The organism is Streptomyces sp. NPDC051976, assembly GCF_040680795.1.
Classification (GTDB): domain Bacteria; phylum Actinomycetota; class Actinomycetes; order Streptomycetales; family Streptomycetaceae; genus Actinacidiphila.
Genome location: NZ_JBFAXL010000018.1, coordinates 1 through 13,680, shown reverse-complemented (window position 1 = coordinate 13,680; position 13,680 = coordinate 1). Strand labels below are relative to the sequence as shown.

At 72.3% G+C, this 13,680-nt stretch carries 12 protein-coding genes; 8 read left to right on the top strand and 4 right to left on the bottom strand.

The window, feature by feature from the left end:
* Positions 1–11 precede the first annotated feature (11 nt).
* The gene (locus AB0M29_RS19490) at positions 12–938 is read left to right on the top strand and encodes an ABC transporter ATP-binding protein (protein ID WP_365384077.1); all 927 of its coding nucleotides are present in this window, start codon (positions 12–14) and stop codon (positions 936–938) included.
* Positions 935–1,729 (top strand): ABC transporter permease, encoded by a 795-nt coding sequence (locus AB0M29_RS19485; protein ID WP_365384075.1) that lies wholly within the window; start codon positions 935–937, stop codon positions 1,727–1,729. The genes AB0M29_RS19490 and AB0M29_RS19485 overlap by 4 nt, the downstream gene beginning before the upstream one ends.
* A gap of 19 nt (positions 1,730–1,748) precedes the next feature.
* On the opposite strand, the gene AB0M29_RS19480 is transcribed toward AB0M29_RS19485, so the two are convergent.
* Complete coding sequence (locus AB0M29_RS19480) at positions 1,749–3,041, bottom strand: glycosyl hydrolase family 28-related protein (RefSeq protein WP_365384073.1); 1,293 nt, start codon at positions 3,039–3,041, stop codon at positions 1,749–1,751.
* Positions 3,042–3,199: 158 nt separating this feature from the next.
* Here AB0M29_RS19480 and AB0M29_RS19475 point away from each other — a divergent pair, with 158 nt between their 5' ends.
* On the top strand, positions 3,200–4,195 hold the full coding sequence (locus AB0M29_RS19475) for a COX15/CtaA family protein (RefSeq protein ID WP_365384072.1): 996 nt from the start codon (positions 3,200–3,202) through the stop codon (positions 4,193–4,195).
* On the opposite strand, the gene AB0M29_RS19470 is transcribed toward AB0M29_RS19475, so the two are convergent.
* The 3 genes from AB0M29_RS19470 to AB0M29_RS19460 all read right to left on the bottom strand — a co-directional run bounded on the left by AB0M29_RS19470 (position 4,172) and on the right by AB0M29_RS19460 (position 6,701).
* Positions 4,172–5,275, bottom strand: a complete 1,104-nt coding sequence (locus AB0M29_RS19470) for an amidohydrolase (protein ID WP_365384070.1) — start codon at positions 5,273–5,275, stop codon at positions 4,172–4,174. The genes AB0M29_RS19475 and AB0M29_RS19470 overlap by 24 nt on opposite strands.
* Positions 5,276–5,351: 76 nt before the next feature.
* Positions 5,352–5,690 (bottom strand): hypothetical protein, encoded by a 339-nt coding sequence (locus tag AB0M29_RS19465; RefSeq protein ID WP_365384068.1) that lies wholly within the window; start codon positions 5,688–5,690, stop codon positions 5,352–5,354.
* A 66-nt stretch (positions 5,691–5,756) separates the two neighbouring features.
* Entirely contained in the window at positions 5,757–6,701 is a 945-nt protein-coding gene (locus tag AB0M29_RS19460; protein ID WP_365384066.1) for a heme o synthase, read from the bottom strand.
* 307 nt (positions 6,702–7,008) lie between these two features.
* Between AB0M29_RS19460 and tkt the strand changes: the two genes are divergently transcribed.
* The 5 genes from tkt to pgl are packed head-to-tail and all read left to right on the top strand — an operon-like array spanning position 7,009 to position 13,619.
* Entirely contained in the window at positions 7,009–9,096 is a 2,088-nt protein-coding gene (gene tkt, locus AB0M29_RS19455) for a transketolase (RefSeq protein ID WP_365384064.1), read from the top strand.
* A gap of 33 nt (positions 9,097–9,129) precedes the next feature.
* Complete coding sequence (tal, locus tag AB0M29_RS19450) at positions 9,130–10,248, top strand: transaldolase (protein WP_365384063.1); 1,119 nt, start codon at positions 9,130–9,132, stop codon at positions 10,246–10,248.
* 1 nt (position 10,249) lies between these two features.
* Complete coding sequence (zwf, locus tag AB0M29_RS19445; RefSeq protein WP_365384061.1) at positions 10,250–11,791, top strand: glucose-6-phosphate dehydrogenase; 1,542 nt, start codon at positions 10,250–10,252, stop codon at positions 11,789–11,791.
* The gene (opcA, locus tag AB0M29_RS19440; protein ID WP_365384059.1) at positions 11,788–12,843 is read left to right on the top strand and encodes a glucose-6-phosphate dehydrogenase assembly protein OpcA; all 1,056 of its coding nucleotides are present in this window, start codon (positions 11,788–11,790) and stop codon (positions 12,841–12,843) included. Before zwf ends, opcA begins: the two co-directional genes overlap by 4 nt.
* Positions 12,840–13,619: a 6-phosphogluconolactonase gene (pgl, locus tag AB0M29_RS19435; protein WP_365384058.1), complete on the top strand. Its 780-nt coding sequence runs from the start codon at positions 12,840–12,842 to the stop codon at positions 13,617–13,619. Before opcA ends, pgl begins: the two co-directional genes overlap by 4 nt.
* Positions 13,620–13,680: the final 61 nt, after the last annotated feature.

Here is a 13,680-nt window from a genome sequence, read left to right as displayed (position 1 = left end):
ACACTCACAGCATGCGAAACGAGCCCGCGGTCGAGGTGACCGGACTGGTCAAGCGGTACGGGGCCAAGACCGCGGTGTCCGGTCTCGACCTGACCGTCGCCCGAGGCGGCGTGACCGCCGTGCTGGGGCCCAACGGCGCGGGCAAGACCACCACGGTCGAGGTGTGCGAGGGGTACCGGCGGGCGGACGGCGGGGCCGTCCGGGTGCTCGGCCTCGACCCCGCCGTCCGGGGGACCGAGCTGCGGCCCCGGATCGGGGTGATGCTCCAGTCCGGCGGTGTCTACCCCGGCGCCCATGCCGAGGAGATGCTGCGGCACACCGCGACCCTGTACGCCGATCCCGTCGACCCGGCGCTGCTGATCGAGCGGCTCGGCCTGGAGTCCTGCGGCCGCACCACCTACCGGCGGCTGTCCGGCGGCCAGCAGCAGCGGCTGGCGCTGGCCATGGCCGTGGTCGGCCGCCCCGAGCTGGTCTTCCTCGACGAGCCGACCGCGGGCCTGGACCCGCAGGCCCGGCACGCCACCTGGGACCTCGTACGGGAGCTGCGGGCCGACGGCGTCACGGTCGTGCTCACCACGCACTTCATGGACGAGGCCGAGCAGCTCGCCGACGACGTGGTGATCATCGACGGCGGCCGGGCCATCGCCCAGGGCAGCCCCGACGCGCTGTGCCGCGGCGGCGCCGAGAACACCCTGCGCTTCTCCGGCCGCCCCGGGCTGGACCTGGTCTCGCTGCTCAACGCCCTCCCGGCCGACACCGCCGCCGCCGAGCTGACCCCGGGCACCTACCGGATCGAGGGCAAGGTCGACCCGCAACTGCTGGCCACCGTCACCTCCTGGTGCGCCCAGCACGGCGTCCTCCCCGACCGCCTCTCGGTGGAGCGCCGCACCCTGGAGGACGTCTTCTTGGAGCTGACCGGCAAGGAGCTGCGCGGATGAGCAGTACCAGTACGCACACCGCCGCCGGAGCCGGGCTGTTCGCGCCCGCGCCCGGGGCCGCGCCGCTGCCGCGGATGATCCGCGCGCAGGCCGCGCTGGAGACCCGGATGCTGCTGCGCAACGGCGAGCAGCTGCTGCTCACCGTGGTGATCCCGGCGCTGCTGCTGGTGCTCTTCAGCGCGGTCGACATCGTGGACACCGGCGCGGGCAAGTCGGTGGACTTCCTGGCCCCCGGCATCCTCGCGCTCGCGGTGCTGTCGACCGCCTTCACCGGCCAGGCCATCGCGACCGGCTTCGAGCGGCGCTACGGCGTGCTGAAGCGGCTGGGCGCCTCGCCGCTGCCGCGCTGGGCGCTGATGACCGCGAAGACCTGTTCCGTGCTGGTGACCGAGGCGCTGCAGATCGCGCTGCTGACGGTGATCGCCTTCGCGCTGGGCTGGTCGCCGCACGGCGACCCGCTCGCCGTGGTCGCGCTGCTGCTGCTCGGCACCGCCGCCTTCTCCGGGCTCGGGCTGCTGATGGCGGGCACCCTCAAGGCCGAGGCGACGCTGGCCGCCGCGAACCTGGTCTTCCTGCTGCTGCTGGTCGGCGGCGGGGTGATCGTGCCGCTGAGCAAGTTCTCCGGCGGCGTGCAGTCGGCGCTGAAGCTGCTGCCGATCTCCGCGCTCTCCGACGGCCTGCGCGACGTGCTCCAGCACGGCGCCTCGATGCCCTGGGGCGACCTGGGCATCCTCGCCGTGTGGGCGGTCGTCGGCCTGGCCGCCGCCGCCCGCTTCTTCCGCTGGGAGTGAGCCGCGCGCGCCGCGGGGTTCAGCCCGCGGACACGCAGTCGGTGAAGCGCACGACGTCCTGCCCCGTGCCCGCGTCGAGCGCGGTGAACTCCCCTTGCGGGTGCGAGGCGAAGCGGCACATGTCGTACCGCGCGCGGACGCCCGCCGCGGCGCCCCGGTACCGGTGCGCGCCCACGAGCTGGCAGGAGTCGTAGCGCACCAGCGGGCCGTCGTCGGTCAGGGTGTAGCGGTGGGCGCGCAGCCCCGCGGAGAAGTCCTTGAAGGCGTGCGCGGTGTCGTCGCAGTCGTTGAAGCGGACGGTGCCGCGGTTCCACGCGCAGTCGATCACCACGACCGAGGGGTCGCGCAGCTCGAAGCGGATGTCCTCGGCGTGGAAGCGCTGGGCGCCGTCGAAGTGCGCGGGCCGCGGGAAGCGGAAGAAGGCGCTCTCGAAGCCGTATTCGGGGTGTGGCACCGGGCGGCGGCCGGTGACGATGTAGCTGCCCGCCCGGCAGGTCACCGAGCCGCCGTACGGGAACTCCAGGAAGTTGCCCCACTCGTAGGTCACGTTCATGTCGGTGAACCAGTAGTTGAGGAACTGGTCCTGCTGCGCGGTGTCCTCGGAGTGCAGCGACAGCCCCGAGTACAGGAAGGCCCGGCGGTACGCGCCGCCGACCCGGCACGCCTGCCAGCGCATCTCGGAGTTGGTGTTGGAGCCGTCGAGCGCGAGGCCGTACTCCCACTCCCCCATCCACTCGCAGTCGGAGAAGCGGTAGTTCGCGGCGCCGCCGGTGGAGTACGAGTAGAAGAACGAGGCGCCGGGTGTGCCCGAGGTGAAGCGCAGGCCCTCGAAGGAGATGTTCTGCCAGGTGTCGTTGTTGCGGCACAGATAGCTGCCCTCGGCGGCGCCCGCGGCGGTGGCGGGCGGGGCGAAGACGATCTCGCTGATCCGCAGGCCCGCGCCGCGGAAGCGCAGCCCGTTGGCGGGGCGCCGCGGGCGGTCGGCGTCGAGCAGGGCGCCGGGCCTGGTGACCAGGAAGCGGCCGGGCGGCACGTCGACGACCGTTCTGCCGGTGCCGTCGGACACCCGGGACTCGGCGTAGGCGTAGGCGGCGGCGAAGGCCGCGCTGTCGTCGGTGCGGCCGTCGCCCTTGGCGCCGAAGTCGGCGACCACGTCCACGTATCCGGGGTGGCCCCGGGGCGCGGCGGACGCCTCCTGGCCGTCGAGGGCGCCACCGGCGTACGCGGCGGCGCCGGCCCCGCCCAGCGCCGCGGCCGCGCCGCCGTACAGCAGCCGCCGCCGGTTGACGCTCCCGCGCTCCGCACCGCCCATGTCTCCCCCAGCCCCCACGTCCCAGCCCCCGAACCCCTGCCCCGGCCCCCGCCGGTGGTGCCCCGATGCTAGGGCCTGACCTGTACGGAGTGCGCCGGGCGGCCCGCGGCGACCCCCTAGTGAAAGCATGCACAAGGGCGGCGCTTACCATAGGGCCCGTGCCAAAACTGCCCGAACTCGCGCGAAACCCTCTCGCCTTCATCGCCGCCCGGTGGACCCCGTCCCCGGTCACGGTGCGCAGGGCCACGCTCTCCGCGCTGGTCATGTCGGTGGTCATCGTCGTGACCGGCGGCGCCGTGCGCCTCACCGGTTCCGGTCTCGGCTGCCCGACCGCCCCCCGCTGCGTGGGCGACAGCTGGGTGCCCACCGAGGCGATGGGCGTGCACGGCGCGATCGAGTTCACCAACCGCATGCTGACGTACGTGCTCTGCGCCGCCGTCGGCTGGGCGATCATCGCGGTGAGGTCGCAGAAGCCGGTGCGCCGCAGCCTGACCCGGCTGGGCTGGGCCCAGTTCTGGATGGTCGTGGCCAACGCGGTGCTGGGCGCCTTCACGGTGCTCACCGGCCTCAACCCGTACGTGGTCTGCGTGCACTTCGTGCTGGCCGCGATCCTGATCGTGATCGCCGTGCAGATGTGGCAGCGCGCCAAGGAGGGCGACGCCTCGCCCCGGCCGCTGGTCGGCAAGCCGGTGCGCCAGCTCACCTGGCTGCTGACGGCGGCGACCGCCGCGCTGATCGTGGTGGGGACCGTGGTGACCGGCGCCGGGCCGCACGCGGGCGACTCCAGTGATGTGCACCGCATCCCGGTCGACTGGAAGTCCGTCGCCCAACTGCACGCGGACCTCGCCTGGGTGGTCGTCGCGCTGACCGCCGCGCTGTGGTTCGTGCTGCGCGCGGTGGACGCGCCGATCGGGCCCCGCGACCGCAGCCGCGACATGTTCGTCGTACTGATGTCGCAGGGCGTCATCGGCTACGTGCAGTACTTCACGCATCTGCCCGAGGCGGTCGTCGGGCTGCACATGTTCGGCGCGTGCATCGTGTGGATCGCGAACCTGCGGGTCCTGCTGTCGCTGCGCGAGCGCCCCTTCGCCGAGCCCGGCGCGGTGCTCCCCGGCCCCGCGCAGTCCGGCTCAGCGGTCAGCGTGGGAGTCTGAGCGCCGGGGGTCCGGGCGTCCTTCGGCCAGCCGGTAGACGCGGCGCGCGTTCGCCGCGCCGACCAGCGCCGCGACCCGGTGCCCGTCGGCTGACGACCAGTCCCCGGCGTCGACCCGCCGCTCGACCAGCCGGTCGAGCGCGGCCCTGAACCGCCGCGCCCCCGTCACGTACAGCTCGGGCAGCGCCGCCGCGCCGCCCGCGTACAGCACCTTCCCGAACGGCGTGCGCCCCAGCACCGGGGCCGGGTCGCCGCCCAGCCCCACGTAGACGTGCGGCAGCGCGGCCGCCAGGTCCGCCGCGGCGCCCTCGTGCGGCTCCCCCGGCAGCAGCACCACATCCGTGCCGAGCCCCGAGGTGGCCCGCAGAAAGCCCTCCGCGGCCCGCGGCCCGGCCCCGTCCGCGGGGAGGCGCAGCGACAGCGGCAGCCCGGTGGCCACGGCGTTCCACAGCAGATGGTGCAGGAGTACGGGGTCGGTGGGGCGGGCGCCGACCGGCCGCCGGGCGAGCCACTCGGCGGCGGCGTACCGCACCTGACCCGCCCCCGGCGGTCCCGGTTCGCCGCCGTCCGGCCCCTCGGGACCGGCGCCGTGGAAGCCGACCGCGCTGAAGCCGACGGCGCTGAGCGCGGCGCCGTGCACCGCCTCCGCGAGATTGGCCAGAAATCCGTCCACCGTGCCGGAGGTGTCGGCCACCTGCTGGGCCAGCGGTTCGAGCCGGACGATCTCGTACGCCCGCGCCGCGCCCGCCGCGCCCAGCTCCTTGGGCGGCGTCAGGTCGCCGGGCTCCCCGGTGTCCACCAGGTAGGCGTCGATGCCGGTGCCGCGCAGCAGCAGCCGTGCGGCCTCGTAGGCGCCCAGCTCGCGGCGACGGGCCAGATACCTGGCCGGGGCGCAGTGCGGCTCCAGGCCGAGCAGCGGCGGGCACCAGCGGCGCACCGCGAAGCCGGTGGGGCTGTCGAAGAGGGTGGTGTGCGGCGCCGCGGTGCCGGGGAGCTGGGCCTCGAACGCGCCGAGGCCCAGGTCGCCGGGGAGAATCCCGTGGCAGTACGCGTCCACCAGCTGTGCCTGGTCCCCGGCCATCGCCGTCCCCTCGCCGTCCGCCGTGTGTGCCGACCCGCTGTCGTCGGGACACAGGCTCTAACGGACGAAGGCGGCGTCAGGTGTTGGCGGGGCCGCCGATCTGGATTCCGGCCATTCTCGTCCACTCGTAGCGCCCGGTGCGGACCTTCGCCGCGAACTCGCCGTCGAAGTCCTCGTGGACGGTGACGCCGGACCGCTCGACCGCGCGCAGCGCCATGTCGTAGCTGGGGGCCACCAGGTCGCCCCACTCGCCGTTCTCACCGACCAGGACGATGCGCGCGCCGCGCTCTCCGATGTACGCCACGTTCGCCTCGGCGGAGCCGCCGTGCGACGCGGCGAACGCGTGGATCTGGCGCGCCAGGCGCGCGGTACGGCGCTGCGCGCGCGGGGTCTCTTCGAGGGTGCTGTCAGCCATGCCCCGATGCTACCTGCCGGTAACCAGCGACGGCCAGTGGTGCCCGCCGAACGTGGTGGTGGAGTGCTAGTGGAGGAAGGGGTCCACGGCGACCGCGACGAACAGCAGCGTCGCGTAGGTGATCGACCAGTGGAACAGCCGCATCTCCTTGAGCTTCGGCCCGGTGATCCCGGCCTTGGCGCGGGAGTGCAGGGCGTGCGCCTCCTTGAGCCAGAAGCCGCCGAGGGCCGTCGCGACCACCGGGTAGAACCACGAGGTCTCGCCCAGCGGCCACCACAGGGTGAGCGAGGTGAGCACCATCACCCAGCTGTAGAGGACGATCTGCCGGGCCACCACCTGGTTGCCCGCGACCACCGGCAGCATCGGGACGCCGACCCGCGCGTAGTCGTCCTTGACCTTCATCGACAGCGGCCAGTAGTGCGGCGGCGTCCAGAAGAACAGCACCAGGAAGAGGACGAAGGGCGCCCAGGCCAGCTCGTTGCGCACGGCCGACCAGCCGATGAAGACCTGCAGGCAGCCCGCGACCCCGCCCCACACGATGTTCTGCGCGGTACGCCGCTTCAGGCCCAGCGTGTAGACGAAGACGTAGTAGAGGATGGCGGTGAGCGACAGCGCCGCGGACAGCGGGTTGACGAGCGTCCAGAACCACACGGTGGAGACCACCGAGAGCGTGATGCCGAAGACCAGGCCCTCGCGCGGTGACACCAGGCCCGTGACCAGCGGGCGCTGCTCGGTGCGGTGCATCAGGGCGTCGATGTCGCGGTCGATGTACATGTTGAGGGCGTTGGCGCCGCCCGCCGACAGATAGCCGCCGACCACGGTCGCCAGCACCAGCCAGAGGTCGGGGACGCCGCCCGCCGCCAGGAACATCACCGGGACGGTCGTGATGAGCAGCAGTTCGATGATGCGTGGCTTGGTCAGCGCCACGAACCCCATGACACGGGCCCCGAATGGCCGGTGACCGGAGCCCGTCCCGATGACCCCTGCGGGTCGGGATTCGACGGCCGTCACGAACACCCCAAGAGAAGAAGAGGAAGAGTCCAGCAAGTCCGGCCGCTGTGCGAGTGAGCGGGGCCCGGAGATACCTGCGCGTACCACGCCACTCTAGACGCAGGGAATAGTGCGTCCGCTCCCGGGGGTGGAGTGTGTTGCCCGCCCCGCTTCACCAGGCGTTCACGCGGTTCGGCAGGCGAAGTGCGGCGTACCGGGGCAGCATCGAAAAGGTGACCGCCCGTACGGCGGTAGGCTCGACCATGTCGGGTAGGCACCACGTCACCGGCGTCTTTTCAACATATGTGGAGAGGAGCCCTGACCCAGGGTGAGCAAGCAGCCGACCACCACAGACCTTGAGTGGACCGAACTGGACCAGCGGGCCGTTGACACCGCGCGGGTGCTGGCCATGGATTCCGTGCAGAAGGTCGGCAACGGCCATCCCGGCACGGCGATGAGCCTGGCACCCGCCGCCTACCTGCTGTTCCAGAAGGTCATGCGGCACGACCCCGCGGACGCCGACTGGACCGGCCGCGACCGCTTCGTGCTCTCCGCCGGGCACTCCAGCCTTACCCTCTACACCCAGCTCTACCTGGCCGGATACGGCCTGGAGCTGGACGATCTGAAGGCGTTCAGGACCTGGGGCTCGCTCACCCCCGGCCACCCCGAGTACGGCCACACCACCGGCGTCGAGACCACCACGGGCCCGCTGGGCCAGGGTGTCGCCAACGCGGTCGGCATGGCGATGGCCTCCCGTTACGAGCGCGGCCTGTTCGACCCGGACGCGGCCACCGGCGCCTCGCCGTTCGACCACACCATCTGGGCGATCGCCGGTGACGGCTGCCTCCAGGAGGGCATCTCCGCCGAGGCCGCCTCGATGGCGGGCCACCAGAAGCTCGGCAACCTGGTGCTGCTGTGGGACGACAATCACATCTCCATCGAGGGCGACACCGAGACCGCGGTCTCCGAGGACACCACCAAGCGCTTCGAGGCATACGGCTGGCACGTCCAGCGCGTCCAGCCCAAGGAGAACGGCGACCTCGACCCGCAGGCGCTGTACGCGGCGCTGAAGGCGGCGCAGGCCGAGACCGGGCGGCCGTCGTTCATCGCCGCGCGCTCGATCATCGCCTGGCCCGCCCCGCACGCGCAGAACACCGAGGCCGCGCACGGCTCGGCGCTGGGCGCGGACGAGGTCGCCGCGACCAAGCGGGTCCTGGGCTTCGACCCGGAGCAGTCCTTCGAGGTCTCCGACGAGGTCATCACGCACACCCGTGCGGTGCTCGACCGCGGCCGTGAGGCCAGGGGCGAGTGGGAGAAGCGATTCGCCGCCTGGCGTACCGCCAACCCCGAGCGCGCCGAGCTGTTCGACCGTGTCGCCGCGGCCGAACTCCCCGCGGGCTGGGAGGAGAAGGTCCCGGCCTTCGAGGCGGGCCACGCGATGGCCACCCGCGCCGCCTCCGGCAAGATCCTGGAGGCGCTCGGCCCGGTCATCCCCGAACTGTGGGGCGGCTCCGCCGACCTGGCCGGCTCCAACAACACCACGATCGACAAGAACTCGTCGTTCCTGCCGGCCGGCAACCCGCTGCCGGGCGCGGACCCGTACGGCCGCACCATCCACTTCGGCATCCGCGAGCACTCGATGGCCGCCGAGATGAACGGGATCACGCTGCACGGCAACACCCGTGTCTACGGCGGCACTTTCCTGGTCTTCTCCGACTACATGCGCAACGCGGTACGGCTGTCGGCGCTGATGCACCTGCCGGTGACGTACGTCTGGACGCACGACTCGATCGGGCTGGGCGAGGACGGCCCGACGCACCAGCCGGTGGAGCACCTGGCCTCGCTGCGCGCGATCCCGGGGCTGAACGTGGTCCGCCCGGCGGACGCCAACGAGACCGCGATCGCCTGGCGCGAGATCCTCAAGCGCTGGACCAAGGTCTACGGCAAGGGCGCCCCGCACGGCCTGGCGCTGACCCGGCAGGGCGTGCCGACGTACGAGGCCAACGAGGACGCGGCGCGCGGCGGTTACGTGCTGTTCGAGGCCGAGGGCGGCCCCGCGCAGGTGATCCTGATCGGCACCGGATCCGAGGTGCAGCTCGCCGTGGGCGCGCGCGAGCAGCTCCAGGCGGCCGGGGTGCCGACCCGGGTGGTCTCGATGCCGTGTGTGGAGTGGTTCGAGGAGCAGGACCAGGAGTACCGCGACAGCGTGCTGCCCAAGGACGTCAGGGCGCGGGTCGCGGTCGAGGCCGGGATCGCCCTGACCTGGCACCGCTTCGTGGGTGACGCGGGACGCGTCGTCAGCCTGGAGCACTTCGGTGCCTCGGCCGACGCCAAGGTGCTCTTCCGCGAGTTCGGGTTCACCGCGGACGCGGTGGCCGCCGCGGCCCGGGAATCTCTCGCGGCCACAGATCGCTGACGCAGGTACACGACAAGTAGGAGATGCAATCCCATGACAGACGCACTCAAGCGCCTCTCCGACGAAGGCGTCGCGATCTGGCTGGACGACCTTTCGCGCAAGCGGATCACGTCCGGCAACCTGGCCGAACTGATCGACCAGCAGCACGTGGTGGGTGTCACCACCAACCCGTCGATCTTCCAGAAGGCCATCTCCCAGGGTGACGGCTACGACTCGCAGCTGGGGGACCTCGCGGCCCGTAGGCTCACCGTCGACGAGGCGCTGCGCATGATCACCACCGCCGACGTCCGCGACGGCGCGGACATCCTCCGCCCGGTCTTCGACGCCACCGACGGCCAGGACGGCCGGGTCTCCATCGAGGTCGACCCGCGGCTGGCGCACAACACCCTGGCCACGGTCGCCGAGGCCAAGCAGCTCGCGTGGCTGGTCGACCGGCCGAACGCGCTGATCAAGATCCCGGCGACGCTCGCCGGTCTGCCCGCGATCACCGAGGTCATCGGCAAGGGCATCAGCGTCAACGTCACGCTGATCTTCTCCCTCGACCGGTACCGCGGTGTGATGGACGCGTACCTCTCCGGGCTGGAGAAGGCCAAGGCCGCCGGTCTCGACCTGTCCCTGATCCACTCGGTGGCGTCGTTCTTCGTCTCCCGGGTGGACACCGAGATCGACAAGCGGCTGGAGAAGCTGGGCAGCGACGAGGCCAAGGCCCTCAAGGGCAAGGCCGCGATCGCCAACGCCCGGCTGGCCTACCAGGCGTACGAGGAGGTCTTCTCCTCCGACCGCTGGCTGGCCCTGGAGAAGGCCGGCGCCAACAAGCAGCGCCCGCTGTGGGCCTCCACCGGCGTCAAGGACCCGGCGTACCCGGACACCATGTACGTCACCGAGCTGGTCGCGCCGAACACGGTGAACACCATGCCCGAGGCCACCCTGGACGCCGTCGCCGACCACGGCACGATCTCCGGTGACGCGGTCCGCGGCACCTACGAGCAGGCCCGCGCCGACCTCGACGCGATCGCGGCGCTGGGCATCTCGTACGACGACGTCGTCCAGGTCCTGGAGGACGAGGGCGTCGAGAAGTTCGCGGCGGCCTGGAACGAACTCCTGGACTCCACCAAGGCGGAACTCGAACGGCTCGCCCCCTCGGAGGCATGAGTTGACGACCCAGACGGAACCCCACGAGGGCAACCCGCTCAGGGATGCACTGGACCGGCGGCTCCCGCGTATCGCGGGGCCGTCGGGCCTGGTCATCTTCGGCGTGACGGGTGACCTGTCCCGCAAGAAGCTGATGCCCGCGGTCTACGACCTGGCCAACCGCGGCCTGCTGCCGCCGGGCTTCGCGCTCGTCGGCTTCGCCCGCCGTACCTGGGAGAACGAGGACTTCGCCCAGGAGGTCCACGACGCCGTCAAGGAGCACGCCCGCACCCCGTTCCGCGAGGAGGTGTGGCAGCAGCTCGCCGAGGGGTGCCGCTTCGTCCAGGGCGACTTCGACGACGACACCGCGTTCGAGACGCTGAAGTCCACCATCGAGGAGCTGGACAAGGCGCGCGGCACCGGGGGCAACTTCGCCTTCTACCTGTCCGTGCCGCCGAAGTTCTTCCCCAACGTGGTGCAGCAGCTCAAGAAGCACGGGCTCTCCCAGGGCACCGGCGAGTCCTGGCGGCGCGCGGTCATCGAGAAGCCCTTCGGCCACGACCTGGAGAGCGCGCAGGAGCTCAACCGGATCGTGCACGACGTCTTCCCGCCCAACGAGGTCTTCAGGATCGACCACTACCTGGGCAAGGAGACGGTCCAGAACATCCTGGCGCTGCGCTTCGCCAACACGATGTACGAGCCGATCTGGAACCGGTCCTACGTGGACCACGTACAGATCACGATGGCCGAGGACATCGGCATCGGCGGCCGTGCCGGGTACTACGACGGCATCGGCGCGGCCCGTGACGTCATCCAGAACCACCTGCTGCAGCTGCTGGCGCTCACCGCGATGGAGGAGCCCGGCTCGTTCCATCCCAAGGCGCTGACCGCGGAGAAGCTGAAGGTGCTCGGCGCCGTCCAGCTCCCCGACGACCTCGCGAAGCACACCGTGCGCGGGCAGTACGCGCACGCCTGGCAGGGCGGCGAGGAGGTGCTCGGGTACCTGGAGGAGGACGGCATCGACCCCAAGTCCAAGACCGACACCTACGCCGCGGTGAAGCTGGAGATCAACAACCGGCGCTGGGCGGGTGTGCCGTTCTACCTGCGCACCGGCAAGCGGCTGGGCCGCCGGGTCACCGAGATCGCGGTGGTCTTCAAGCGGGCGCCGTTCCTGCCCTTCGAGTCCGGCGCCACCGAGGAGCTGGGCGAGAACGCGCTGGTCATCCGGGTGCAGCCGGACGAGGGCGTGACGGTCAGGTTCGGCTCGAAGGTGCCCGGCACCTCCACCGAGGTCCGGGACGTGTCGATGGACTTCGCGTACGGCGAGTCCTTCACCGAGTCCAGCCCGGAGGCGTACGAGCGGCTCCTTCTGGACGTGCTGCTCGGCGACGCCAACCTCTTCCCGCGCCACCAGGAGGTCGAACTCTCCTGGACGATCCTCGACCCGATCGAGGAGTACTGGGAGAAGCACGGCAAGCCCGCCCAGTACGCGTCCGGCACCTGGGGGCCGGCCGAGGCGGACGAGATGCTCGCACGAGACGGCAGGAGCTGGCGCCGGCCATGAAGATCGATCTCACGGACACCACGTCCGCACGCATCAACGCCGGGCTGATCCAGGCCCGGCGGGCCATCGGCACCCCCGCGGTCGGGATGGTGCTGACGCTGGTCATCGTCACCGACGAGGGCAGTGCGTACGACGCGCTGAAGGCGGCCACCGAGGCGTCCAGGGAGCACCCCTCCCGGATCCTGGTCGTCATCAAGCGGCCGGGACGCTCGCCGCGGGACCGGGCGCTGGCCCGGCTCGACGCCGAGGTGCTGGTGGGCTCGGAGGCGGGCACCGGCGAGACCGTGGTGCTGCGGATGCACGGCGAGCTGGCCAACCACGCCGAGTCGGTCGTCCTGCCGCTGCTGCTGCCGGACGCACCCGTCGTCTGCTGGTGGCCCGACCAGGCGCCGGAGAACGCCGCCGAGGACCCGCTGGGCCGTCTCGCGCAGCGCAGGATCACCGACGCGTCCTCGGCCGAGGACCCCGTCGCCTCGCTGGCGGTCCGTGCCTCGGGCTACTCCCCCGGTGACACCGACCTGGCCTGGACCCGGATCACCCCGTGGCGTTCGATGCTGGCCGCGGCCCTGGACCAGAAGCACTCGAAGATCACCGCGGCCGCGGTCGAGGGCGAGGCGTACAACCCGAGCACCGAGCTGCTCGCGCTGTGGCTCGCCGACCGGCTCGGCGTCACGGTCGAGCGCAAGGTCTCGGACGGCCCCGGCATCACCGCGGCCCGGCTCTACACGCCGGACGGCGACATCTGCCTGGACCGCGCGGACGGCAGGCTCGCCGAGCTGGCGATGCCGGGCCAGCCGGACCGTCATGTGGCGCTGAAGCGGCGCGAGACCTCCGAGCTGATCGCGGAGGAGCTGCGGCGGCTCGACCCGGACGACATCTACCGCTCCACGGTGCAGTTCGGTGTCGGCCATCTGGTGCGGGCCAGCGGTGCCGGGGCCGACGGTGCCAGCTCGGTGGAGCCCACCGGGAAGCCGACGGCCACCAAGAAGGCCGCCTCCACCACCGCCGCCGCCGCGAAGAAGGCGGCGGGGAAGGCGGCGACCCCGAAGTGAGTACGCCGCAGGTGGTCGTCCACCGCGACAAGGAGCTGATGGCGCGCGCCGCGGCGGCCCGGCTGATCACGAAGATCGTGGACGCCCAGGCCGCCCGGGGCGCCGCCTCGGTGGTGCTCACCGGCGGGCGCAACGGCAACGCGCTGCTCGCCGCGCTCGCCGAGTCCCCCGCCAGGGACGCGGTGGACTGGTCCCGCCTCGACCTGTGGTGGGGCGACGAGCGCTTCGAGCCGGACGGCGACCCGGAGCGCAATGTCACCCAGGCCCGCGCCGCGCTCCTGGACGCGGTCCCGGTCGACCCGCGGCGGGTGCATCCGATGCCCGCCTCGGACGGCCCCTACGGGGACGCGGACACGGCTGCCGACGCCTACGCGGCGGAGCTGGCCGCGGCGGCCGGGCCGGAGGACCACGGGCCGGTGCCCGCCTTCGACGTGCTCATGCTGGGCGTCGGTCCCGACACCCATGTGGCCTCGCTCTTCCCCGAGCACCCGGGGGTGCGCGAGACCGAGCGGACCGTGGTCGGTGTCCACGGCTCGCCCAAGCCGCCGCCCACCCGGGTCTCGCTGACCCTCCCGGCGATCCGGGCGGCCCGCGAGGTCTGGCTGCTCGCCGCGGGCGAGGACAAGGCGGGCGCGGTGGCGGTGGCCCTCTCCTCCCCCGGCGAGGTCCAGGCCCCCGCCGCGGGCGCCCGCGGCCGCTTCCGCACCCTCTGGCTCCTGGACAAGGCGGCTGCCGCCAAGCTCCCCCCGGCCCTCTACCCGCCGGCGTCTTCGTAAGCGGCCTTTCGCGGCGGTTCAAGGGTGGAACGCCAACCGGGGAGCGGCCCCGGCGTCCAGC